The sequence below is a fragment of the Massilia aerilata genome (assembly GCF_042656905.1).
GTDB classification, from domain to species: Bacteria; Pseudomonadota; Gammaproteobacteria; order Burkholderiales; family Burkholderiaceae_D; genus Telluria; species Telluria aerilata.
The window spans coordinates 56,796-80,051 of sequence record NZ_JBHSMZ010000008.1 but is presented as its reverse complement, the minus strand read 5'-3'; the positions used below and the strand labels follow the sequence as shown (position 1 = coordinate 80,051).

The 23,256-nt window shown below is 65.3% G+C and carries 25 protein-coding genes; 15 read left to right on the top strand and 10 right to left on the bottom strand.

Features of this window, described 5'->3' with window-relative positions; genetic code table 11:
• Positions 1-63: 63 nt before the first annotated feature.
• From ACFPO9_RS12930 to ACFPO9_RS12905, 6 genes are all read right to left on the bottom strand, one after another.
• Positions 64-1,272, bottom strand: coding sequence for an MFS transporter (locus ACFPO9_RS12930; protein ID WP_379771367.1), 1,209 nt, complete (start codon positions 1,270-1,272; stop codon positions 64-66).
• Positions 1,273-1,411: 139 nt separating this feature from the next.
• Entirely contained in the window at positions 1,412-2,296 is an 885-nt protein-coding gene (locus tag ACFPO9_RS12925; RefSeq protein WP_379771365.1) for a hypothetical protein, read from the bottom strand.
• A gap of 17 nt (positions 2,297-2,313) precedes the next feature.
• Positions 2,314-3,111 (bottom strand): hypothetical protein, encoded by a 798-nt coding sequence (locus ACFPO9_RS12920; RefSeq protein WP_379771363.1) that lies wholly within the window; start codon positions 3,109-3,111, stop codon positions 2,314-2,316.
• Positions 3,108-3,623 carry a hypothetical protein gene (locus tag ACFPO9_RS12915; RefSeq protein ID WP_379771360.1) on the bottom strand — a complete coding sequence of 172 codons (516 nt, stop codon included), beginning with the start codon at positions 3,621-3,623 and terminating at the stop codon, positions 3,108-3,110. The genes ACFPO9_RS12920 and ACFPO9_RS12915 overlap by 4 nt, the downstream gene beginning before the upstream one ends.
• 33 nt (positions 3,624-3,656) lie before the next feature.
• Positions 3,657-3,947, bottom strand: coding sequence for a DnaJ domain-containing protein (locus ACFPO9_RS12910; RefSeq protein WP_379771358.1), 291 nt, complete (start codon positions 3,945-3,947; stop codon positions 3,657-3,659).
• A gap of 113 nt (positions 3,948-4,060) precedes the next feature.
• A complete protein-coding gene (locus tag ACFPO9_RS12905) occupies positions 4,061-4,201 on the bottom strand; it encodes a hypothetical protein (RefSeq protein ID WP_379771356.1) in 141 nt (46 codons plus the stop codon).
• A gap of 124 nt (positions 4,202-4,325) precedes the next feature.
• Between ACFPO9_RS12905 and ACFPO9_RS12900 the strand changes: the two genes are divergently transcribed.
• From ACFPO9_RS12900 to ACFPO9_RS12890, 3 genes are all read left to right on the top strand, one after another.
• The gene (locus tag ACFPO9_RS12900; protein ID WP_379771353.1) at positions 4,326-6,083 is read left to right on the top strand and encodes a glutamine--tRNA ligase/YqeY domain fusion protein; all 1,758 of its coding nucleotides are present in this window, start codon (positions 4,326-4,328) and stop codon (positions 6,081-6,083) included.
• A 259-nt stretch (positions 6,084-6,342) separates the two neighbouring features.
• Entirely contained in the window at positions 6,343-8,193 is a 1,851-nt protein-coding gene (locus ACFPO9_RS12895; protein ID WP_379771351.1) for a sensor histidine kinase, read from the top strand.
• A gap of 293 nt (positions 8,194-8,486) precedes the next feature.
• The gene (locus ACFPO9_RS12890) at positions 8,487-9,296 is read left to right on the top strand and encodes a glycine-rich domain-containing protein (RefSeq protein ID WP_379771349.1); all 810 of its coding nucleotides are present in this window, start codon (positions 8,487-8,489) and stop codon (positions 9,294-9,296) included.
• Positions 9,297-9,359: 63 nt separating this feature from the next.
• Here the strand turns inward: ACFPO9_RS12890 and ACFPO9_RS12885 are convergent, their stop codons facing one another.
• Both ACFPO9_RS12885 and ACFPO9_RS12880 read right to left on the bottom strand, forming a co-directional pair.
• Entirely contained in the window at positions 9,360-9,635 is a 276-nt protein-coding gene (locus ACFPO9_RS12885) for a hypothetical protein (RefSeq protein WP_379771347.1), read from the bottom strand.
• 158 nt (positions 9,636-9,793) lie between these two features.
• Positions 9,794-10,681, bottom strand: coding sequence for an NAD-dependent epimerase/dehydratase family protein (locus ACFPO9_RS12880; RefSeq protein ID WP_379771345.1), 888 nt, complete (start codon positions 10,679-10,681; stop codon positions 9,794-9,796).
• A 12-nt stretch (positions 10,682-10,693) separates the two neighbouring features.
• Here ACFPO9_RS12880 and ACFPO9_RS12875 point away from each other — a divergent pair, with 12 nt between their 5' ends.
• From ACFPO9_RS12875 to ACFPO9_RS12855, 5 genes are all read left to right on the top strand, one after another.
• A complete protein-coding gene (locus ACFPO9_RS12875; RefSeq protein ID WP_379771343.1) occupies positions 10,694-11,722 on the top strand; it encodes a CDP-6-deoxy-delta-3,4-glucoseen reductase in 1,029 nt (342 codons plus the stop codon).
• Between the two features lie 30 nt (positions 11,723-11,752).
• The gene (locus ACFPO9_RS12870; protein WP_379771341.1) at positions 11,753-12,490 is read left to right on the top strand and encodes a methyltransferase domain-containing protein; all 738 of its coding nucleotides are present in this window, start codon (positions 11,753-11,755) and stop codon (positions 12,488-12,490) included.
• A gap of 237 nt (positions 12,491-12,727) precedes the next feature.
• Positions 12,728-13,987, top strand: coding sequence for an MFS transporter (locus tag ACFPO9_RS12865; protein WP_379771340.1), 1,260 nt, complete (start codon positions 12,728-12,730; stop codon positions 13,985-13,987).
• Positions 13,984-14,664, top strand: coding sequence for a DUF1345 domain-containing protein (locus ACFPO9_RS12860; RefSeq protein WP_379771338.1), 681 nt, complete (start codon positions 13,984-13,986; stop codon positions 14,662-14,664). Before ACFPO9_RS12865 ends, ACFPO9_RS12860 begins: the two co-directional genes overlap by 4 nt.
• 76 nt (positions 14,665-14,740) lie before the next feature.
• Positions 14,741-15,145 carry an HPF/RaiA family ribosome-associated protein gene (locus tag ACFPO9_RS12855; RefSeq protein ID WP_379771335.1) on the top strand — a complete coding sequence of 135 codons (405 nt, stop codon included), beginning with the start codon at positions 14,741-14,743 and terminating at the stop codon, positions 15,143-15,145.
• On the opposite strand, the gene ACFPO9_RS12850 is transcribed toward ACFPO9_RS12855, so the two are convergent.
• Entirely contained in the window at positions 15,139-15,945 is an 807-nt protein-coding gene (locus ACFPO9_RS12850) for a helical backbone metal receptor (RefSeq protein WP_379771333.1), read from the bottom strand. The two genes, ACFPO9_RS12855 and ACFPO9_RS12850, sit on opposite strands and share 7 nt — an antisense overlap.
• A 109-nt stretch (positions 15,946-16,054) precedes the next feature.
• On the opposite strand from ACFPO9_RS12850, the gene ACFPO9_RS12845 reads away from it, so the two are divergent.
• Both ACFPO9_RS12845 and sbcB read left to right on the top strand, forming a co-directional pair.
• Entirely contained in the window at positions 16,055-17,014 is a 960-nt protein-coding gene (locus tag ACFPO9_RS12845) for a GGDEF domain-containing protein (protein WP_379771684.1), read from the top strand.
• An 88-nt stretch (positions 17,015-17,102) separates the two neighbouring features.
• The gene (gene sbcB, locus ACFPO9_RS12840; RefSeq protein ID WP_379771331.1) at positions 17,103-18,554 is read left to right on the top strand and encodes an exodeoxyribonuclease I; all 1,452 of its coding nucleotides are present in this window, start codon (positions 17,103-17,105) and stop codon (positions 18,552-18,554) included.
• A gap of 35 nt (positions 18,555-18,589) precedes the next feature.
• Here sbcB and pyrF read toward each other — a convergent pair whose 3' ends face one another.
• Positions 18,590-19,411, bottom strand: a complete 822-nt coding sequence (gene pyrF / locus ACFPO9_RS12835; RefSeq protein WP_379771329.1) for an orotidine-5'-phosphate decarboxylase — start codon at positions 19,409-19,411, stop codon at positions 18,590-18,592.
• Positions 19,412-19,576: 165 nt separating this feature from the next.
• Between pyrF and ACFPO9_RS12830 the strand changes: the two genes are divergently transcribed.
• From ACFPO9_RS12830 to ACFPO9_RS12810, 5 genes are all read left to right on the top strand, one after another.
• Positions 19,577-20,203: a LemA family protein gene (locus ACFPO9_RS12830; RefSeq protein WP_379771326.1), complete on the top strand. Its 627-nt coding sequence runs from the start codon at positions 19,577-19,579 to the stop codon at positions 20,201-20,203.
• A gap of 13 nt (positions 20,204-20,216) precedes the next feature.
• Positions 20,217-21,071 (top strand): TPM domain-containing protein, encoded by an 855-nt coding sequence (locus tag ACFPO9_RS12825; protein ID WP_379771323.1) that lies wholly within the window; start codon positions 20,217-20,219, stop codon positions 21,069-21,071.
• Positions 21,071-21,592, top strand: coding sequence for a TPM domain-containing protein (locus ACFPO9_RS12820; RefSeq protein WP_379771321.1), 522 nt, complete (start codon positions 21,071-21,073; stop codon positions 21,590-21,592). The genes ACFPO9_RS12825 and ACFPO9_RS12820 overlap by 1 nt, the downstream gene beginning before the upstream one ends.
• A gap of 52 nt (positions 21,593-21,644) precedes the next feature.
• Positions 21,645-22,421 (top strand): SDR family NAD(P)-dependent oxidoreductase, encoded by a 777-nt coding sequence (locus ACFPO9_RS12815; protein WP_379771319.1) that lies wholly within the window; start codon positions 21,645-21,647, stop codon positions 22,419-22,421.
• Between the two features lie 465 nt (positions 22,422-22,886).
• The gene (locus tag ACFPO9_RS12810) at positions 22,887-23,207 is read left to right on the top strand and encodes a hypothetical protein (protein ID WP_379771317.1); all 321 of its coding nucleotides are present in this window, start codon (positions 22,887-22,889) and stop codon (positions 23,205-23,207) included.
• Positions 23,208-23,256 lie beyond the last annotated feature (49 nt).

Below are 23,256 nucleotides of genomic sequence, written 5' to 3'. Positions count from 1 at the left end.
GAAGTCTCGCCGAACAGGGCCGATCCGCGGCTTGCCTTCCTGCTGGCGCAGGCTCGACGGCAGCTAAGCCGTCGTGGCCGGTTCCAGCGGCGCCAGACCCCGCAGCCGCAGCGCCACCGCCATCGCCGCCAGCAGCACCGCCCCCAGCATGCTCACCACCCCGGCCCAGCCGGCCCAGGCCCAGACGATGCCGGACACCCAGCCGACCACGCTCGAACCCAGGTAGTAGAAGAACAGGTACAAGGCCGAGGCCAGCGCCTGCGGCGGCCTTGCACGCCGGCCGACCCAGCTGCTGCACACCGAGTGCGAGGCGAAGAAGCCGAAGGTGAACAGGCCCATGCCGGCGACGATCAGCACGACCATATTGGACAGGGTCAGCAGCAGCCCGCCCAGCATCACCAGCATCACCATCCACAGCACGTTGCGGCGGCCCAGACGATCGGCCAGCTTGCCGGCCCAGACCGAGCTGAAGATGCCGAGCAAATAAAGGATGGACAGCGCCCCGACCGCGCTCTGGCGCAGGCCGAAGGATGGGGCCAGCAGGCGGTAGCCGATGTAGTTGTACATGCTGACAAACACGCCCATTAGCAGGAAGGACAGCGAGAACAGCCAGGGCAGCCCGGCGTCGCGCACGTGCTTTGCCGTGCCGCTGAACAGCGCGCGCCAGCCGCCCTGGCCGCCGCGGAAGTTGGTTGATGCCGGCAGGCTGCGATTGAATTCCCAGGCCGCGTACAGGCCCATCGCGCCCATCGCGCCGACGGCGATGCGCCAGTCGTAGAAGTCGCTGATGACGGAGGCCAGCACCCGCCCGGTCATGCCGCCGAAGGCGCTGCCGCCGATGTACAGGCCCATCGAGTGGCCCAGCGAGGGGCCGGCGATTTCCTCGCTGAGGTAGGCCATGGCCAGGGCCGGCATCCCGCCCAGCAGCAGGCCGAGCAGCGCGCGCAGCAGGAGCAGCTGGCCGTAGCCCTGGGCGAAGGCGGCCAGCAGGGTCAGGACTCCGCCGCAAAACATCGAGCCGGCCATCAGGGGCTTCCTGCCGTAGCGCTCGGACAGCACGCTCGATGCGAGCAGCGACACCGCCAGGGTGCCGGTGGCGACGGACAGCGCCAGGCTGCTCTGCGCGGGGGTCAGCTGGAAATCGTGGGCCAGCAGCGGCATCAGCGGCTGCACGCAATACAGGAGGGCGAAGGTGGAGAAGCCGCCGAAGACCATGGCGCGGTTGATGCGCCTGAATTCGTGGCTGCCGGCGGCGATGGGGGTGTGGGACATGCGGCTATCTTAGCCGCAAACGTCGGCAGCCATGTCAATACGGCGGTGGGCTCGTTCGTCTTGAGGCCCCCGGCCTCAAGACCCCACCCTACGGCATTGCGACAAACGTAGGGTGGGCACGCCGTGCCCACGCCAACAATCACGGATACTCGGCGTCCAGCTCCGACCCGGCAAAGTTTTCCAGCTCGACGAACAGCTGCTTCATCGGCGCGGCCCCCGCGATGTCGCGCAGGATGTCGCTGTTGCGGTAGAGGGCGATGCGCTCGGCGATGACCGCGTGGTGCGGCGCCGGGACGTTCTCCAGCAGCTTTGCCCAGCCGGCCTGGAAGTCAGGTTTGCGCTTGCGCACCGTCTTGACCAGGGTCTCGAACTCCCTGTGGTTGGTACGCGCGACGATGCGCCCTGCCCCTTCGATGCCGAACACAATCGCCAGCGCGATCACACCCTCGGCGTTGAGGTCCGGGTCCTGCACCGCGCCTTCGTAGTGATGGCGGCGCAGCCACTGGGCCGCCCGCACGATCGCCTGCACGCTCTTGCGCTGCTTGAGCTGGGCCTGGTAGCGTTCGTAGCCGGTCCAGCTCTCGCCCGGGTCGGCGGTGCAGAGGTCGACGAACAGTTCCTTCAAGCGGCGCTGGGCGTAGACCGGGTCGGTGTCGTACTCGCCCACCAGGCTGTCTTCCGGCAGCGCGGCCAGTTCGCGGACCAGGCGGAAGCCTTGCTGGAACACGAGTTCCGCGCCTTCCGAGATCAGCAGCGAGGCCGCGGCCTTGTCGCCGACCTCGTCGTCGGTCTCGTCTTCGAGCAGGTATTCCAGGCCCAGCGACATGCCGCCGACGCTCAAGAGCAGCGCGCGCTGGATCCCTTCGGCGGTGCGGTCGTTGGTGAACTTCTCGGCCACCATCGCCGTGATCCCGGCCAGCTCGTCGGCCAGGCCGGCGGCTTCGTCGGGACTGGCGGTTTGCGCCAGATGCCGGATCGCGCGGATCAGGCGCGGCAGCTTCTCGATGACGATTGCAGGGAGCATGGATGCAGACACGCCGCTCACGAGAAGATGTCCGTGCCGATGCTGCGGCGGCTGCTGCGCTTGGGCGCGCTGCGCACCGACGGCACCTGCTTGCGCAGGCGGTACAGCAGTTCGCGGGTGCTACGGTGCGGGAACTCGGACTCTTCGTCCTCGTCTTCCGGCAGCTCGACGTCGGCCAGGTCGGCGGCGTTGCGGAATTCCGGGAACAGCTCCAGCAGCGAACGTTCCCAGCCGTCCTCGCTGGCCTTGGCCAGGTCGATCGCCAGCGGCACGATGTCGCTGTCGGCGCTGGTCTGGCCGGTCACGTAGCGGCCCTTGCTGCCGATCTCGCCCGCCACTTCCAGGATTTCTTTCGGCGCCAGCGACCAGACGATCGCGAACGCGGTCGCGCCCCAGTCCGAGGACGAGGCTTCGCTCAGCAGCTCGTGGCGGCGCTCTTCGTCGTCGGTGGCGTAGACCACGCCGTGCATGTGGTTGAACAGGTTCTCGGCGATGCGCTCGGGATCGTCCTCGATCATGTCGTCCGGCCAGGTGGCGGCCAGGTAGGCCAGGCTCTCGGCCCAGGCTTTCGGCGGCACCAGCAGGGTCGCGACCGAGGTCTTGGCGCCGTCGAAGCCGGCCAGGTGCAGGGCCGTCACCTGCGGCGGCAGGGTAGCCAGCACCTCGGCCACGGCATAGTCGCCGTGCTCGTCGGCGGCCTTGGACAGGGCTTCCTCGGCGTGCTGCAGGGAGCCGGCCAGCACCAGTTCATTGACCTGCCTGGTCAGCGCCGGCAAATTCGAGTTGGATTCGCTGGATTTGGATTCGTCGCTCATTCGCGGTCACCTCCGTCCTGGTCGAAGAGTTGGGTGAAGTCGTCGCCGGCCGAGGTGTCGTCCAGCTCGTCGTCGTCGCCTTCGTCGCCGCGCGCCAGCTGGTCGAGCGACTGGTCGTCGTCTTCCCAGCGCGCCTGGTTCTTGTACAGGAAGGCGGTGACGATCGCCTGGCGCGCCAGCTCCGGATGATTTTCGCAGATGGATGCGTACATGGCCTTGCCTTCGTCGTCGCCGTCGCAATTCGCCATCGCGAACACCTTGGCCGGGTCGTCGCTTTCATAATCCATGGCTTCGCGGACCAGGCCTTTCGGGTCGCTGAAGCGGATGCGGTCGACCAGCGCGAAGGCCATCATGTTGACGTCGTCGAGGCCGTCGCCATTGCCGTACTCCGACACCAGGGCCTGCACCATCATGTCGTAGTTCTTGCGGTTGGGCGGATCGCCGAGGGTGCCGTCGATCTGGCCTTCGAGTTCGCGCGACTGGAAAGCGAATTCCGGATGTACTTTTTTCATGGTTGCTTCAATCTCTGTCTGTTAATGCCGCCATCAATGCGGGAGGTTCACGCCATTCAGGGCGAACAAAGAGCGCCACAATTCGAAGGCCTCGCCTTCGGCGTCGAGGACGATGCGGTGGTTGACGCTCTGGTTGTATTCGGCGCGCCTGGCCGGGTCGGACAGCACCTCATAGGCCTTGGTCACGGCCTTGAAACGCGCCTCCGCACCCGGCGCCTGGTTGCGGTCCGGGTGGTAGCGCATCGCGAGCGAACGGTAGACTTTCTTGATCTCGTCATCCGTCGCATTCGGCGCGACGCCGAGGATCGCGTATAAATTTTCCACTTGGAAGTCTCCGGCTGGTGCGCGAAAAAAACAATAATCCGCGATTATGCTATAGAAAACGCCAACTTGACAGGCAGGCCAGGCGCTTGCCGGCGCGGCGACGTCATGGCCGCTTAGCGCCGGCGCAGCGGCTGGACCGGCAAAGGCAGCGGCTGCAGGCGGCCGGCGGCGTCGCGGCGCAGCGTGAACGGCAAGCCTGCCAGGGCCAGCAGATAAGCGGTGACGAGGTCCCGGTGAGAGGAAGGCGTTTGCATGGTTAGCCTTGTGGTGAGAGACAATATTCCCAAGTATGCCCAGAGGCGTCCCTTGCAAACCGTGCGCTTGACCACATAGCTACGGTAAAATGCCTGTCATCTAACCCATCCAAACACCTTTTTCATGAGCATTGATAAGAACGCCGCGGCTGCGGCAACGCCCGCGCCGTCGTCGAATTTCGTTCGCGCGATCGTCGAATCCGACCTCGCGGCAGGCACCCACAAGCGCGAAGGCATGCCTTCGGTCATCACCCGCTTCCCGCCGGAGCCGAACGGCTACCTGCACGTGGGCCACGCAAAATCGATCTGCCTGAACTTCGGCCTGGCGCGCGACTACCAGGGCCGCTGCAACCTGCGCTTCGACGATACCAATCCGGAAAAGGAAGACCAGGAATACGTCGACACCATCATGGACAGCGTCAAGTGGCTGGGCTTTTCCTGGGAGCAAGGCGGCCAGGAACACCTGCACTACGCCAGCGATTATTTCGACCAGCTGTACGCGATGGCCGAGTACCTGATCGAGAAGGGCTATGCCTACGTCGACAGCCAGAGCGCCGAGGACATGTCGCGCAACCGCGGCAATTTCGGCACGCCGGGCACCAACTCGCCCTTCCGTAACCGCCCGGCCGAGGAATCGCTGCAGATCTTCCGCGACATGAAGGCCGGCAAGTACAAGGACGGCGAGCACATCCTGCGCGCGAAAATGAGCGAAGACGCGATGTCTTCCCCCATCATGACCAACCGCGACCCGGCCCTGTACCGCATCCGCCACGCGCATCACCACCGCACCGGCGACAAGTGGTGCATCTACCCGATGTACGACTACACGCACCCGATCTCGGATGCGCTGGAGAACATCACCCACTCGCTGTGCACGCTCGAGTTCCAGGACCACCGCCCCTTCTACGACTGGCTGGTCGAGACCCTGGCCGAAGGCGGCTTCGTCCAGCGCCCGGTGCCGCGCCAGTATGAATTCTCGCGCCTCAACCTCACCTATGTGGTGATGTCCAAGCGCAAGCTGCGCGCCCTGGTCGACGACAAGATCGTCACCGGCTGGGACGACCCGCGCATGCCGACCATCGTCGGCCTGCGCCGCCGCGGCTACACGCCCGAATCGATCCAGCTGTTCGCCGAGCGCATCGGCGTCAGCAAGGCCGACGGCTGGATCGACATGAGCACACTGGAAGGCGCGCTGCGCGACGACCTCGATCCGAAGGCGCCGCGCGCGATCGCCGTGCTGCGTCCGCTGAAGCTGATCGTCGACAACTTCCCGGAAGGCGAAGTGGTCGAGTGCAGCGCCCCGGTCCACCCGCACCATCCGGAAATGGGCCAGCGCTCCTTCCCGTTCACGAAGGAGCTGTGGATCGAGCAGGAAGACTTCATGGAAGTCCCGAGCAAGGGCTACCATCGCTTCACCCCGCCGACCGCCGACAAGCCGGGCGCGCGCGTGCGCCTGAAGTACGGCTTCGTGGTCGAGTGCACCGGCTACGACAAGGACGAAAACGGCAAGGTCACCGCGGTCCACGTGAACTATTTCGAGGACTCGAAATCGGGCACGCCGGGCGCCGACAACTACAAGGTCAAGGGCAACATCACCTGGGTCAGCGCCGCGCAGGCCCTGGAAGCGGAAGTGCGCCTGTACGACCGCCTGTTCAGCGACCCGAACCCGGACGCCGGCGGCAAGGACTTCAGGGAAGTGCTGAACCCGAACGCGCTGGAAACCGTCACCGCCTACCTGGAGCCGGGCCTGAAGGCGGCGGAACCGGAGCAGCGCTTCCAGTTCGAGCGCCACGGCTACTTCGTGGCCGACCGCGTCGATTCGCAGCCGGGCAAGCCGGTGTTCAACCGCGTGACGACGCTGAAGGACAGCTGGGCCAAATAAGCCGCCTGCATTGGCTGCCCAAACGGATCGATGAAGGAGCCCGGTTTACGAACCGGGCTTTTTATTGCCTGCATGCGGGGAACGCAAATTTAATTCTATACAGCATGACACAAAGTTGACAAAAATCAACTAGCCATCGCTGACAAAAACGTTTTACAACCCTCCAAACTGATAGGCTGGCAAGAACTCCTGAATTCCGTAATTTTAGGAAACGCGGACTGCGGCAGTGCTTGCCGGGACGTTACCAGGGAGTTCAGTCATGAAGGTACTGGGAGACAGGTTCTCGGGCATCAAGTTTTCGTTCTGGAGCGGGATACTCCTTTCTTCCTTGATTGGCGGCCTGCTGTACGAGGTGACCCAGCGCTCAATCGAAAGCGATGCGGAAGAACGGTTCGCCAACCACGCCAGGCAAGCCCAGAACATCATCAATGTACGCATCAAGTCGTACAGCGATCTCCTGCGCAACGCGGGCAGCATGCTGGGAAGCGCCGACCAGGTCGACTATCGCCAGTTCCACGACTATGTGCAGCGGCTGCACCTGGACCGGCATTATCCCGCGGTCGAGACGCTCAACTATGGCGTCTACCTCGACGAGGCTCAGCGCCCCGCTTTCGAAGCCCGTCTGACCAAAGTGATGACCGACCTGATGGGCCGTCCGATGCGGGGCGTCGTCAAGCCTCCCGGCATACGCGAGCACTACCTGGCGACGCTGTTCATCGAACCTGTACCGAGGACGACGGAGCATTACGGGATCGACCTGATGGCCAACCAGTGGGTGGCAGGGCAGATCCTGGCTTCGCGCGATTCGGGCAGGATGCAGGCTTCCGGCACGCCGATCGCCGCACTGTCTGGCCCGAACAACATCTTCCTCGGCATCCGCATGCCGATCTACCGCCATGGCGCGCCGCTCGACACGCTTGAACAGCGCCGTGAGTTCTACCAGGGATCGATCGGCATCGCCTTCAGCCTGCCCAGGCTGCTGCATGGCGTGCTCGATGAAACGCCGATTCCCGGCGTGCGCATGACCCTGTTCGACACCGGCCCGCGCGCCGACGCCACGCAGGACGCGGCGCGCTTCAGTCCACGCATCCTTTTCGACAGCAAGGGGACCCACGCGAACCCCTCGCCGCCGCTCGACACCGGCGACGACGCCTTCTCCATCACCCTGCCGCTGGACTTCATCGGCCGGCCCTGGAAGACCACCTACAGCGTACGCAAGTCGGCCCTGTACTCCGGTCTGGACACCTACTCTCCGAAATTCATGATGGGCTTCGGCTTCATCGGCTCGGTCCTGCTGTACGCGCTGCTGTACACGCTGGCTTCGTCGCGGCGGGCGGCCTTGAGCATCGCCAAGGAAATGACGCGGGAGCTCAGGGAGAGCCAGCACAAGCTGCAGTTGTCGCACCAAAGGCTGCGGCGCCTGGCCGATCACGCGTACCAGATCAAGGAACTCGAACGCAAGCGGATCGCCCGTGAAATCCACGACGACCTGGGTCAGAACCTGCTCGCACTGCGGATCGAGGCTGAGATGCTGGCCGAGCGCACCAGGGCCAATCATCCGCACCTGCACAAGCGCGCCCACACGACCGTGCAGCAGATCGACACCACGATCAAGAGCGTACGCCAGATCATCAACGACTTGCGCCCGACCGTGCTGGACCTCGGGCTGTCCGCCGCGGTCGAATGGCAGGTCAACCAGTTCCAGCGGCGCACGGACATCGCATGCACGCTGCGCGACGACCACAAGGAAATCGCCCTGAGCGACCACTGCGCGACGGCGGTCTTCCGCATCCTCCAGGAATCGCTGACGAATATCGTGCGGCACGCGCACGCCACCGAGGCTGCGGTCGAGCTCGAGGTGAAGAACGGCCTGCTGACCCTCAAGATCAGCGACAACGGCTGCGGCCTGCCGCCCGGCGGACGCAACAAGCACGGCTCATTCGGCCTGGTGGGCATCGAAGAACGCGTCCACATTCTGGGCGGCAGTTGCGCCATCTACAGCGGCGCGGAAGGCGGCACGGTGGTCCGTGTCTCGGTGCCGATCAACCATGTGCAGGACACGGCGGCGGTGCCCCAGGAGGCACCCTTACCAAGCCCCGCCATCGTCTAGCCGCCCTTTTTTTGCAAGTAGTCAATAAGAATATTCCGGTTGCACGCTTTCAAACCAATTCTTTTGCGTGTAGGCCGATTTCGCAACGTTTAGGAATCAACTTGGCAAAATTTGCGCCGGCACAAACGTCCCAAGTTTTTGCTCTACTACATTGAATTCCTGCAACGCAGCTCAAGGACAAGCATCCCATTTGCTGGCTGACAGCAGAAAGAGAGGGCTCACCCATTCAGCACGTCGACAACCGAAACTAGGAACTGCAATTCCATAAAATCATTCGAAAAATGAGGATGGCCATGAATGCGAACGACCAATTCAAAGCAGTAATGGAACTCGATCTGGAACCGATCAAGGTAAAGCTCATGCATGTCGAATCCGGTGAAGGCTGGAGCCTGGAACAGGCCAATGCCGTTGAAAAGGAATACCGCCGTTTCTTGTGCCTCATGAAAAAGTATCCTCATGAAGATACGGCCCCGCTGGCCGACGTCGACACCTTCTGGCACTACCACATTCTCGACACCATGAAATACGCCACCGACTGCGAAAAGGCTTTCGGCTACTTCCTGCATCACTATCCCTACGTCGGCCTGGGTGGGGAAGCCGACGAGCAGGTGCGTGTCGACAGCGGCGAGCGCATGCGCGAGCTGTATGAGCGGACCTTCGGCGACACCTATCCGGCACTGCGCGCGGACGTCGCCGGCCAGGCTGCCGCTTACTGCGGCGCTGCTGTGAAAGCCGAAACGGCCTACTGCGGCGCCGCGGTGAAGGCCGAAACGGCCTACTGCGGCGCGGCCGTAAAAGCCGAAACCGCCTACTGCGGCGCTGCGGTCAAGGCGCAGACGGCCTACTGCGGTGCGGCTGTGAAGGCAGAGACGGCCTATTGCGGCGCCGCAGTGAAAGCGGCGACCGCCTATTGCGGAGCGGCCATCAAGGCCCGGACCGCCTACTGCGGAGCGGCGACCAGGACCGACGTCGCTTACTGCGGCGCGGCGGTCAAGGCGGCAAGCGCGTACTGCGGCGCTGCCGTGAAGGCCTCGACCGCCTACTGCGGCGCGGCGATCAGCACGGCCACACGCCGCGAAGCCCGAGAAGCGCTCGCAGCCTGAAGCAAGCGCCGGCAGGCGTATCCCTGGTCCGTCCCCTCGCCGGGACGGATTTTTTTTGGCCGTTCAGGCCAGGCCCAGACCCAGGCCCGCATCCGCATCCGCACGCACCATCAGCGCGCGCAATTCGCGGATGCTGTAATCGGACACCTCGTGCATGCGCAGCAAGATGGTGGCGCCGATCGGCAGCGTGTTGTGGCGGATCTTGCTGATCACCGGCGGCGCGACTTCCAGCACGCGCGACAGCGCGGCATCGTTCTTCAGCCTGAGTTTGGTGATGATGGCGTCGAGAACCCGGTTGGGGTCGTAGACGCCACCTGCCGGTATCCTTCTAATAGGCATGGTCTTCCTTCGAAAATGACAGTCCGTGGGATATTCTTCACTTCCCTCGTGGGATCGTGAAAAATAAGCTAGTTTTGGGGTATTTGTAGTATTTATATGGCCGCAGAGCAGCAACCCCGAATGATACACGGACCCATTATCTTTTGCTTAAGACCGCCTTATTTCGCCATGTCCGCCACCGCCTGCTCGACCCGCGGATAACGCAGGCCGGCGCGCAGCTCGCGCTTGAGGCGGCGGTTGTCGAGCCGGCGCGACTCCGACATGAAGGACAGCAGCATGGGCGACACCACCTGTTCCAGATCGGCGCGCGCCAGGCGCGGCGGGCGCGGCAGCCCGAAGGCGTCGGCCACCAGGTCGAAGTACTCGCCCATCTTCATGTGCGTGTCGTCGCTGGCGTTGTAGGCGCGGCCCGGGCGCGCACGGAATAGCGCCAGCAATGCAAGCCGGGCCAGGTCGTCGGCGTGGATGTGATTCGTGTAGACGTCGTCCTGCGGCGCCAGCGCCGGCGTGCCCTGGCGCAGGCGTTCGAGCGGCAGGCGGTCCTTCGCATAGATGCCGGGCGCGCGCAGGATCGATACCTTGCCGCCGGCGCCGACGGCCCAGGCGCGCAGCACCTGCTCGGCGTCGACCCTGCGCTGCGCGCGGGCGTTGCGCGCGGCGCGCGGCGCGGTCTCGTCGATCAGGGCGCCTTTGCGGTCGCCGTAGACACCGGATGTGCTGATATAAACGACATGGGTGCCCTCGGGTAGAATGGCGGTCAAATTTCGCGTGCGCAGGTCCAGTGCGCCCTGCCGCGGCGGCGGCGCCAGGTGCACCACACGTGGCGCCAGCCGCGCCAGGCGTGTCAAGCTGGCCGGCCGGTCGAGGTCGGCCACGATGGGGACCGCGCCCGCCGCCCGCAGCTCCGCGCAACGCGCCGGCTGGCTGGTGACGGCGAACACGCGGAAGCGCTTCGCCACGAGCGGCAGCAGGCGCATGCCGACATCGCCGCAGCCGACGATCAGCAGGCGCGGCTTATCGAATCTGATCTTATTTTGAGTATTCATTCCGAGGATTGTATGACGTTCCAGATTACCGTTCAGCCCAGCGGCCACCATTACGAATGCGAGCAGGACGAAACCGTGCTCGCGGCGGCGATCCGCTCGGGCATCGGACTGCCCTACGGCTGCAAGAACGGCGCCTGCGGCTCCTGCAAGGGCAAGGTCGTCGAAGGCACGATCCACCACAAGCCGCACCAGCCGCGCGCCCTGTCCGAGCAGGAAAAGCTGCAGGGCTACGCGCTGATGTGCTGCGCCGTGCCCGAAGGCGACGTCACGATCGAGGCCCGCGAAGTGGGCGGCAGCACCGACTACCCGGTGCGCAAGATGCCGACCCGCGTGACCGGCATCCGCCGCGCCGCGCCCGACGTCGCCATCCTCAGCCTGCAGCTGCCGGCCAACGAGGCCCTGGCCTACCGCGCCGGCCAGTACGTCGAGTTCCTGCTGAAAGACGGCAAGCGCCGCGCCTACAGCATCGCCAATGCGCCCTCGTTCAGCGGCCCGCTGGAACTGCATATCCGCCATCTGCCGGGCGGCCTGTTCACCGACCACGTGTTCTCGACCATGAAGGAGCGCGACATCCTGCGCTTCGAAGGCCCGCTCGGCACCTTCTTCCTGCGCGAAGAATCGAACAAGCCGATCGTCCTGCTGGCCTCGGGCACCGGCTTCGCGCCGGTCAAGGCCCTGGTCGAGCACATGATGCACCTGAAGTCCGAACGCCCGGTCCACCTGTACTGGGGCGGCCGCCGCCCGCAGGACCTGTACATGCACGCGCTGTGCGAACAGTGGGCGCGCGAGCTGCCGCACTTCCGCTACGTGCCGGTGATCTCGGACGCGCTGCCGGAAGATGCGTGGACCGGCCGTGCAGGTTACGTGCACGCCGCGGTGATGCAGGATATCCCCGATCTGTCGGGCTACCAGGTGTATGCTTGCGGTGCGCCGGTGATGGTCGATTCGGCCAGATCCGACTACGTGGCGCAGTGCGGCTTGCCGGCCGAGGAATTCTACGCGGACGCATTCACGACGGAGGCCGACCTCGCGCAGTCCTGATTGCTTTCTCATTCGATGAAAGGCTACTCCATGCGTACTTCGCTCCGTTCCGCCCTCGTCTTCTCCGCCATCTCCGCCGCCCTGCTGGCCGGCCTGCCCGCCCATGCCGCCGGGCAGGCAAACGCCTCCAGCTACCAGGCCGCGGTCGCCAGCCCGATCCGCACCGCCGACGACCACAAGGACGACGCCAAGCGCAAGCCGGCCGAGTTCCTGTCCTTCGCCCAGGTCAAGCCCGGCATGAAGGCGCTCGACGTCTCGTCGGGCGGCGGCGCCACCGCGGCCCTGCTGACCGCGGCGGTGGGACCGAAAGGCGAAGTGTGGGCCCAGAACGCGAAGCCGAACGCCAAGCTGCAGGAACGCGTGGGCAATGCGACCCTGCCCAACCTGCACGCGGTGGTGGCGGACTTCAACGACCCGGTCCCGAAAGGCACGCCGCCGCTGGACCTCATCACCATCAACATGTCCTACCACGACATCGCCAACACCCCCGCCGACCGCGCGGCGATGAACAAGCGCCTGTACGAAGCCCTGAAGCCGGGCGGGCTGCTCGTCATCGTCGACAACGCGGCCAAGAAGGGGGCGGGCCTGTCCGCCACCAAGACCCTGCACCGCATCGACGAGGAGACCCTGGTCGAGGAAGTCACCGCGGCCGGCTTCAAGGTCGACGGGCGCGGCGACTACCTGCACGTGGCGTCGGATCCGCGGGAGCAGCCTTTTTTCAAGATGGATAAGCCGGACGACAAGTTTGCTGTCCGATTCAAGAAGTAGTTAACGCGTCGTCCCCACGAGTTAACGCGTCGTCCCCGCGAGTTAACTCGTCGTCCCCGCGAAGGCGGGGACCCAAGTTTGCAGGCGTTGCCTTAGCGCGACCAACTTGGGTTCCCGCCTGCGCGGGAACGACGTGCGAGCGTCCAGTGCCCAGCGTTCGACCGTATTGACTGCACACTCATCCGACATCAGGCACAATGAGCGTTGGCATCCCTGCCAGCACCCTCTTTCCATCTCATGTCACTGAATTCCCCCACGGGCAGCCTAGGCGTCCTGCGCAACCGTAATCTCTCGTTTTATCTTTCCGCCCGCTTCCTGGGCACCCTGGCCGTCCAGATGCAGAGCGTGGCGGTCGGCTGGCAGGTCTACCAGATCACCCAAAGCCTGTTCGACCTCGGCCTGATCGGCCTGGCGCAGTTCGCGCCCTTCCTGGCCCTGATCCTGTGGGCCGGCCACGTGGCCGACACCCACAACCGCCGCACCATCATCCTGCTGTGCATGTGCACCCAGCTGCTGTGCAGCCTGCTGCTGGTGGGCTTCACCCTGTCCGGCAGCCATGTCGTGTGGCCGGTGTTCGCGATCCTGGTCCTGTATGGCAGCGCGCGCGCCTTCATGATGCCGGCCTCGCAGGCCGTGCTGCGCAACCTCGTGCCGATCGAGGACTTCTCGCAGGCGGTGGCGCTCAGCTCCTCGACCTTTCACGTGGCGGTGATCGCCGGCCCGGTGCTGGGCGGCCTGCTGTATGTGTTCGGGCCGAACGTCGTCTACACGGTATCGAGCGTGCTGCTGGCGCTGTCGGTGCTGCTGATGGCCGCCACGAAAAGCGCGCCACAGGTCATGAACAAGGCCCCGGTCAGCTGGCACACGCTGCTGGAGGGCCTGCGCTTCGTGTGGTCGCGCCCGATCGTGCTGGGCGCGATCTCGCTGGACCTGTTCGCGGTGCTGTTCGGCGGCGCGACCGCCTTGCTGCCCGCCTATGCGCACGACGTGCTGGCGGCCGGCCCCACCGGCCTGGGCCTGCTGCGGACCGCGCCCGGCGCCGGCGCCGCGCTGTGCTCGATCCTGCTGGCCTTCTTCCCGATCCGCCGCAAGGTCGGGGCCTGGATGTTCGGCGGCGTCGCGCTGTTCGGCCTGGCCACGGTGACGATGGGCCTGACCGGCAGCTTCGCCATCGCGCTGGCCGCCCTGTTCCTGCTGGGTGCCGGCGACATGGTCAGCGTCTACGTGCGCCACCTGCTGGTACAGTACGAGACCCCGGACGAGATCCGCGGCCGCGTCAGCGCCGTGAATTCCGTCTTCATCGGCGCCTCGAATGAACTGGGCGAGTTCGAATCGGGCCTTACCGCCAGCTGGTTCGGCCTGGTGCGCGCGATCCTGCTCGGCGGCGCCGCCACCCTGGTGGTCACCGGCGCCTGGATGAAGCTGTTCCCGGTGCTCTCACGCATGGACCGCTTCCCGCACCACGAGGCCGAGGAAGCCGCGCGGAAGGCGGGATGATGGACAAACTTCTGCTGCACCACTTCATCCGTTCGCGCCCGCACCTGACGCTGGCCATCGCATTCGGCGCGGTGGTCGGCCTGGCCTGGCCGGATTCGCATCTCTGGCAGCAGCGCGCCCTGATCGGCTGGAATGCCGGGGTCTGGATCTATTTGTTCGGCATGGCCTGGCTGATGTCGCGCGCCGACCATCGCAAGGTGCGCGAGATCGCGAGCCGGCAGGACGAGAACGCCGGCACGGTGCTGTTCACCCTGGTCGCCGGCGCGGTGCTGAGCCTGTACGCCATCGTCTCCGAGCTGACCCGCATGGACCACATGCCGTCCGACCAGGTCGCGCTGCGCTATGCCTTCACGGCGCTGACCGTGATCGGCTCCTGGCTGCTGGTCGGGGTGCTGTTCTGCTTCCACTATGCCCATTTGTACTATCGCGCGCCGCAGGACCGGCGCCCGCTGCGCTTCCCGGAACAGGACCAGGAAGGCGCGCGCCTCGAGCCGAACTACTGGGACTTCCTCTACTTTTCCTTCACCATCGCGGTGGCGGTCCAGACCTCGGACGTGACGGTGATGTCGCGTCCCATGCGCAAGCTGGTGCTGGGCCAGTCGGTGCTGGCTTTCTTCTTCAACCTGGCCATCCTCGGCCTGTCGATCAACATCGCCGCCAGCCTGGTGAACACTTGATGGCGCCAATCGAAACGCGGGAAATGCGCCGGACGGTGTAAGATCGTTTCAACAGTGTCAACTATTGGAGCGATTTATGGAAATCAACGTTAATACCGACAACACCATCGACCGCCACCAGGGCCTCGACGAACGCGTGCGCGAAGCCGTCGAATCCAGCGTCGGCCGTTTCGAGCAAGTCCGCCGCGTGGACGTCCACCTGAGCAACCAGAACGGCCAGAAACATGCGGACGGCGACAATTACTGCATGATGGAAGCGCGCGTGGCCGGCTACGACGCGGTGGTCGTGCATGCCCACGCCGAGAACCTGCACCTGTCGATTTCGGGCGCCGCCAGCAAGCTCAAGCGCGCTCTGGACAGCGCCCTAGGCCGCCTGAACGACAAGGCCAAACGCGAACCGATGCCGGTTGGCGCCATCGCCGACGTCGACGACGACGAGATCCCTGCCGAGTCCTTCAAGGGTCTGACCGATAATCAGTAAGTTTCCATCATTGCCCTCAGCCTGCGCAGATAGCGCAGGCCTTCGAGGGCGCGGCTGCCGTACCAGGACATCATTTCCCCATCGACCAGGAATACCGGAATCCCGAGCTGCTTTTCCAGCGCGTCGGCATGTTCTTCCGTGAAGCGGTAGGGCTCGGTCGACAACAGCACCACATCCAGCCCGTCCACCAGCGCCTGCGACCAGTCGAAACGCGGATAGCGCTCCCCCGTCCCCAGTTGCGGCACCTGCCAGCCCAGCTCGGCCAGCATACTGGCGATATAGGTCTCGCCCGACACCATCATCCACGGGTCCTGCCAGATGCAGTACAGGACCGTCCTTGGCGGCCCCGGCGGCAGCGCTTTCAGGGCGGCGTATTCCTTCTCGAATTCGGCGCACCAGCGTTCGGCCGCGTCCCCCGCGCCGAAGATCCCGCCCATCAGGCGCGCCAGATCCAGGTTGTCGCGCGGCGCGTTCGGGTGCGTGACCACCACGTGCGGCACGAACTCGGCCAGGCGGTCGACGGTCGGCTTCTCGTTCTCGTCGATGTTGACCACCACGTGGGTCGGCGCCAGCTTGCGGATCTTGTCGATGTTGACGTCCTTGGTGCCGCCCACCTTGGGGATGGCGGCCACCAGCTCCCGCGGGTGGATGCAGAAGCCGGTGCGTCCGACCAGCCGATCGGCCAGGCCCAGTTCGCACAGCAGTTCGGTAATCGAGGGCACCAGGCAGACGATGCGGGCGTCCGGGGCCGGTGCGTGGCGCTGGCCGAGCGCGTCGGTGAAAGTTATCTCTGTATTCATGGCCGCTATTGAAACACACTGTTGTTTATCGGACGCCAAGTGACGATTAGAAGTTGCAATGCGGTATGATTTCGAGCTCGTCAATATTCGTCATCTACCTGGGGTTGCATTGAAGATCATCGGCGCCTTCGGCGCGTCCCGCTACACCATCCGCGAGCTGGAGCTGTTCCGCGACGCCGACACCCCGGCCGTGGCGGCGCTGCTGGCCGCCTGCCCGGTGGTGAAGGTGGCGAAGGGCGAACCGGTCGAGGACGGCCTGCGCGCACGCCTCTACGTCGTGCTGTCCGGCTCGCTCGGCGTGCAGCCGGCGACGGCCGCCGGCGAAGGCGAGATCCAGCGCGTCCTGCCCGGCGAGAGCGTGGGCGAGCAGTCGGTGCTGGACGATGCGGCCAACCTGGACGCCATCACGGCGCTGGACGACAGCGAGCTGCTGGTAATCGAGCCGGCCCTGGTCTGGCGCCTGATCGACGAAGGCAACGGCGTCGCCCGCAACCTGCTGCGCCTGCTGTCCTTCCGCATCCGCGCCGCCAATGCCCTGCTGCGGCGGCGCCAGAAGCTGGGCGAGTTCTACCGCCAGCTGTCGATGAACGACGGCCTGACCGGCCTCTACAACCGCGCCTGGCTGAACGACATGCTGCCCAAGCTGGTGGCGCGAAGCCGCATGGACCGTAGCCCGTTGTCGCTTGTGATGATCGATCTCGACCACTTCAAGCGCTTCAACGACACCCACGGCCACATGGCCGGCGACACGGCGCTCGCCACCGCGGCCGCCGTGATCCGCAGCGCCCTGCGTCCCTCGGACTTTGCGGTGCGCTATGGCGGCGAGGAACTGATGGCGATCCTGCCGAACACCAACCGCACGCTGGCCGTGATGGTGGCCGAGCGCCTGTGCGCACGGATGCGCGAGGCGGTCGTGTTCGACGACATGCGCATCGCCCTGCCCCACTTGACGGGTTCCTTCGGCGTGGCCAGCCTGGGGGCGGAGCAGGACGAACGCAGCCTGGTCGAGGCCGCCGATGCCGCCCTGTACCGCGCCAAGGAGGCCGGACGGGACCGCATTCACGTGTGAAGGTTCCGTTTCACCGCTTGCGGCCGGGCTGGGCATGGTTGGAGCGGCAAGTTAGAATGGCCCATCGTAATTCTTGAGCAGCCTCTCCGTGAGCAACCACACCTTTCTCTGGCACGACTACGAAACCTTCGGCGCGGTGCCGCGTCGCGATCGCCCGGCCCAGTTCGCCGCAATCCGCACGGACGCCGAGCTGAACGAGATCGGCGAGCCGGTCATGCTCTACTGCCAGCCGGCGCCCGACTATCTGCCGGATCCGCAGGCCTGCCTGATCACCGGCATCACCCCCCAGCACTGCCTGGAGCACGGCGTGCCGGAGCACGAGTTCGCGAAACGCGTGTGCGAAGTGTTCAGCGAGCCGGGCACCATCGGGGTCGGCTACAACACCATCCGCTTCGACGACGAAGTCACCCGCTTCCTCTTCTGGCGCAACATGATCGACCCGTATGCGCGCGAATGGCAGAACGGCTGCGGCCGCTGGGACCTGCTGGACGTGGTGCGCATGACCTATGCACTGCGCCCGGACGGCATCCACTGGCCGATGCGGCCGGACGGCAAGCCCAGCTTCCGCCTGGAGGACCTGACCCGCGCCAACGGCCTGGTGCACGAGGCCGCGCACGACGCGCTGTCCGACGTGCGTGCGACCATCGCGATGGCGCGCCTGATCCGCAGCAAGCAGCCCAAGCTGTTCGATTTCTGCCTGGAGCTGCGCCGCAAGGACAAGGTGGCCAGCGAAATGGGCCTGCACCTGGAGCGCGGCCAGCGCAAGCCCTTCCTGCACGTGTCCGGCATGTTCCCGGCCGAACGCGGCTGCCTGGGCCTGGTCTATCCCCTGGCCTCGCACCCGACCAACAAGAACGAGGTGCTGGTCTGGGACTGCCGCCACGACCCGTCCGAGCTGTTCGCCCTGAGCGTGGAGACGATCCGCGAGCGCCTGTTCACGCGCGCCGCCGAGATGCCGGAAGGGGTATCCCGCCTGCCGATCAAGAGCGTGCACCTGAATAAATCGCCGATGCTGGTCGGGAACCTGCGCACGCTGGACCCGAAGCTGGCGGCGAAATGGCAGCTCGATATCGAGCAGTGCATGGCGCATGCGCGCATCGCGGCCGATGGGCCGGACATGAGCGCGGTGTGGCAGAAGGTGTTCCAGCGCGACGGCGGCTCCGGCGCCGATACCGACGTCGACGAGGGCCTGTACAACGGCTTCGTCTCGCAGGGCGACCGGCGCCAGCTGGAATCGCTGCGGGCCGAGCCCCCTGCCCGCCTGGTGGACCGGCAGCCGAGCTTCGAGGACGAGCGGCTGTCCGAGATCCTGTTCCGCTACCGCTGCCGCAACTTCCCGCATACCTTGCATGAGCAGGAAGTGGAAAGCTGGGAAGCGCACCGCGCGGCGCGGCTGTTCGAGGGCGCTGGCGGAGCGAGGACGATCGACCAGTTGTTTGCCGAGATCGATGCCTTGTCGGAGACGGCGGATGAGCGGGCCGAACAGATTCTCGGCGCGTTGTACGATTATGCGGAGTCGATTGCGCCACAACGGTATTGATTGTGAACGCGGGCACGGGGTGCCCGCCCTACCGATTACGCGCGGTGCTGGTTGATCGCGTCGCGCGTCTCCATCGCCACCCGCCTTGCCGCGGCGGCGAAATCCTCATCCCCCTGCGGCTGCGCGTACAAAATCGCGCGCGAGGAATTGATCATCATCCCGGCGCCGTTCACCGTACGGCCCGAGCGCACGGTCGCCGCAATGTCGCCGCCCTGGGCGCCGATGCCCGGCACCAGCAGCGGCATGTCGCCGACGATGGCGCGGACCTGGGCTAGTTCTTCCGGGAAGGTGGCGCCGACCACCAGCGCGCACTGGCCGTTCCTGTTCCACTTCTCGGCCACCAGTTGCGCCACATGCTGGTACAGCGGGCGCCCGCCGACGTCGAGGAACTGCAGGTCCGAGCCGCCCGCGTTCGAAGTGCGGCACAGCACGATCACGCCGCGGTCGGCCCACGCCATATAGGGTTCCACCGAATCGAAGCCCATGTAGGGGTTGACGGTGACGGCGTCCGCGCCGTAGCGGTCGAAGGCTTCGCGCGCGTACTGGCGCGCGGTGGCGCCGATGTCGCCGCGCTTGGCGTCCAGGATCAGCGGGATGTGCGGATAGCGCTGTTTCAGGTAGTCGCAGACCGTCTGCAGCTGGTCTTCCGCGCCCAGCGCCGCGAAGTAGGCGATCTGCGGCTTGAAGGAACAGGCCAGGTCGGCGGTCGCATCGATGATGGCCTTGCAGAATTCGGCGATGCCTTCCGGGTGATCGCGCAGGTGCGCGGGGAAGCGCTCGATGTCCGGGTCGAGTCCCACGCACAGCAGGGAATCGTTGCTGCGCCAGGCGGCGTTCAGCTTGTCGATGAAGTTCATGGCAGGCCCTTGGTCACTTGTTGCAAACCCTCTATTGTACCGCGCAAAAACCAGCCCCGGCCGCCCCGGCGTACGGTCCGGCCGCCCGACGTTTCGGCCGGACGCCGCCGCACGGCCAATTCAGGTATATTTTTAGTTATTCGACAACTCGCGACGGACTTCATCATGAAGAAATCATCTGCGGCGCCTTCCCTGTTCACGCGCTGGGCCGCCCTGCTGCTGTCCGCGGTCCTGGCCAGCGCCCTGCTGTCCGGCTGCGGCTACAACCAGTTCCAGGCCAAGGACGAGGCGACCAAGGCCGCCTGGGGCGAAGTGGTCAACCAGTACCAGCGCCGCGCCGACCTGATCCCGAACCTGGTCAATGTCGTCAAGGGCTATGCCACCCACGAACGCGAAACCCTGGAAGCCGTCACCCGTGCGCGCGCCGCCGCGACCAGCTTCCAGATCACGCCGGAAGTCCTGAATAACCCGGAAGCCTTCCAGAAGTTCCAGCAGGTCCAGGGCGAGCTGTCGAGCGCGCTGTCGCGCCTGATGGCGGTGTCGGAGGCGTATCCAAACCTGAAGGCCGATACCCAGTTCCGCGACCTGCAATCGCAGCTGGAAGGCACCGAGAACCGCATCACGGTGGCGCGCCAGCGCTACATCGCCGCGGTCCAGGACTACAACGTGTTGGCGCGCAGCTTCCCGACCAACCTCACCGCCAAGATGTTCGGCTACGCGCCCAAGCCTTCGTTCACGGTCGAGAACGAGCGTTCGATCTCGACCGCGCCCAAGGTCGACTTCGGCAAGTAAGCGGATGCCGACGATGAAGCCGCTGCTGCGCCTGCTGTGGGTCTTCGCGCTTGCCTTGTTGCTGAGCGGGCAGGCGCAGGCACAGCTCAAGGAGGTGCCCGCGTACACGGCGCGCGTCACCGACCAGGCCGGCATGCTCACCGCCGAGCAGCGCCAGAACCTGGAACGCGTGCTGGCCGACCATGAAACCCGGACCGGCAGCCAGATCGCCGTGCTGCTGGTGAAATCGACCGAGCCCGAGGTCATCGAGCAGTACGGCATCCGTGTGGCCGAGGCCTGGAAACTGGGCCGCGAGGGCGTCGACGACGGCGTGCTGCTGCTGGTCGCGCGCGACAATCCCGCCTCGCTGCGGCGCCTGCGCATCGAGGCCGGGCGCGGCGTCCAGGGCGTGCTGACCGACGCCCAGTCGAAACGCATCCTGCAGGACACGATCGCCCCGCACTTCCGCCAGAACGATTACTACGGCGGCCTGGTCGCCGGGGTCGGTGCGATTTCCGCCCTGCTCAACCAGGAAAAATTCCCCGCGCCCCAGGCCCAGCAGGGCCAGGCGCAACAGCAGGCGCAGGACGAGGACGGCGGTCCGGGCATCGTGATGAGCATCTTCCTGATCGTCATCGGCCTGACGGTGCTGCGCTCGCTGTTCAGCCCGCGCCGCTCGCGGCTGTCCCAGCCGGGTATCGGACGCCGCTTCGACAATGGCTGGAACAGTGGCGCCACCGGCTTCATCCTCGGCAGCATCCTCAGTAACCTGAACAACCGCGGCGGCGGCGGTGGATTCTCGGGCGGCGGCGGCTTTTCGGATGGCGGCGGCTTTTCCGGCGGCGGCGGCGGCAGCTTCGACGGCGGCGGCGCCTCGGGAGACTGGTAATGGACACGGCACAGAACAATCCCGGCCGCTTGAAGCGCAGCCTGCGCCACCTGCTCAGCACGCGGACCGAGGCCGCCCGCCTGTTTCCGCCGGCGACCCTGGAAGCCATCGCCGAAGCGATCACGGCCGGCGAACAGACCCACCGCGGCGAGGTCCGCCTGATCGTCGAGAAATCCCTGCCGCTGTCGGCGGTATGGGATGCCATCAGCAACCGCCAGCGCGCGCTGGCCCTGTTTGCCGACTACGGCATCTGGGACACCGAGGACAACTGTGGCATCCTCATCTACGTCAACCTGGCCGACCACAAGGTCGACATCGTGGCCGACCGCGGCATCAACCGCCGCATCGAACCCGCCACCTGGCAGGCGATCTGCAACACCATGACGGCGGGCTTTGCCCAGGGCCGCTTCCACGACGCCACCCTGGACGCCGTCCAGCAGGTCAATGGCTTGCTGCGCCAGCACTTCCCGTCGAACGGCGCGCGGCCGAACGAGTTGCCGGACAAGCCTTTGATGCTGTAGCCCGGGGCTGGCCCCGTTACAATGGCGCTTTCTCTATCCAGGAAAGCCTGCCATGAAACTTGCCCAGAAAGTCGCCATCGTTACCGGAGCCAGCCGCGGAATCGGCTATGCCTGCGCCGAGCGCCTGGTGCGCGAAGGCGCGCGCGTGATGCTGGTCGACGTGCGTCCGGAAGGCGCGGCCGCCGCCGAAGCATTGGGCGACAACGCCCGCTTCGTGGTCGCCGACGTCAGCCAGAAGTCGGACGTCGACGCCATGCTGGCGGCCACCCTGGCGGCCTTCGGCCAGGTCGACATCCTGGTCAACAATGCCGGCGTCACCCATGCCGCCGGCTTCCTCGAACTGGCCGAGGAAGACTTCGACCGCGTCCTGCGCGTCAACTTGAAATCGATGTTCCTGTGCAGCCAGGCGGTGGCGCGCGAAATGGTCAAGCGCACGGATACGGACAAGCGCGGCTGCATCATCAACATGTCGAGCGTGAACGCCGAACTGGCCATCCCGAACCAGATTCCCTACGTGGTCTCGAAGGGCGGCGTGAACCAGCTGACCCGCGTGGCGGCGATTGCCCTGGCCGAACATGGCATCCGCGTCAACGCGATCGGCCCCGGCACCATCCTGACCGAGCTGGCGAAGAATGCGGTGATGGGCAGCCCCGAGGCGCGCCATACCATCCTGTCGCGCACCCCGCTGGGACGCTGCGGCGAACCGGAAGAGATCGCCGGCATCGCGGCCTTCCTGGCCAGCGACGACGCTTCCTACATGACCGGCCAGACCCTGTACGCGGACGGCGGCCGGATGGCGCTCAACTACACGGTGCCGGTGAAGGAATGATCCGAGCCCACCAGTTATCAGATCGGCGAATGTCTGCTATCTGAATTCAAAATTGGACCTATATATCGCAGCGCAGCATAATCTCACCTGTCTCCACTATTCTCCTCCAAGAAAATAGTTTGAAGCCCGCCCTGAAAGCGGGCTTTTTTTTGTCCGCATCGTCGATAGACCAGTCTCAGCCGCAATCGTTCGCTTTCAACCCGGCGTTCGCTTGAGGCGTGTCATATCTAGGTCACATTCGACTCCTATACTGGGTTCATCTGCATACACGCAACCGATATGCGTGATCGCAGAAAGGCGTGCCGCAAAGCGGTGCGCCGCACCGGATTCTGCGTCTCTTGGCCCTATCTTGGGTTGTGCCCGTCCTCCGTTGGCGGGCATTTTTTTTTACCGTGGCGCTTGATCCGGTGGAGGATTTCGCTATGATGAATCTCGCGCTTGCGTTTTTTCATGGAGCCATGCCTTATGACTTTACCTGAAACGATGTCGCCCACCCCGCAGCAGCACGCCCAGCCATCGCGCCGCCGACAGCACGGCGCCGACGACTACCTGGTCCTCAGCGAACTGAATCCGCGCATGGTCATCGACCATCTCGACGATGAAGAACTGCCTCTTCACGTACTGACTTTCGGCAGCGTCCGAGAGATCTGCCCGAAGTGCCATACACACCAGCTCAAACTCGTCTTGCGACAGCAGACCGTACGCGTCGCCCATCTTTTCTGCGCCGACTGCGAAAGCTGTTACGACGCCCATTATCCCAACGGGACGCCCGCGCTCACGATCTGACGCGCTCCCGCCCTTGGCCGACGTTCCGCAAGACGGCGCGCCGGTGCAG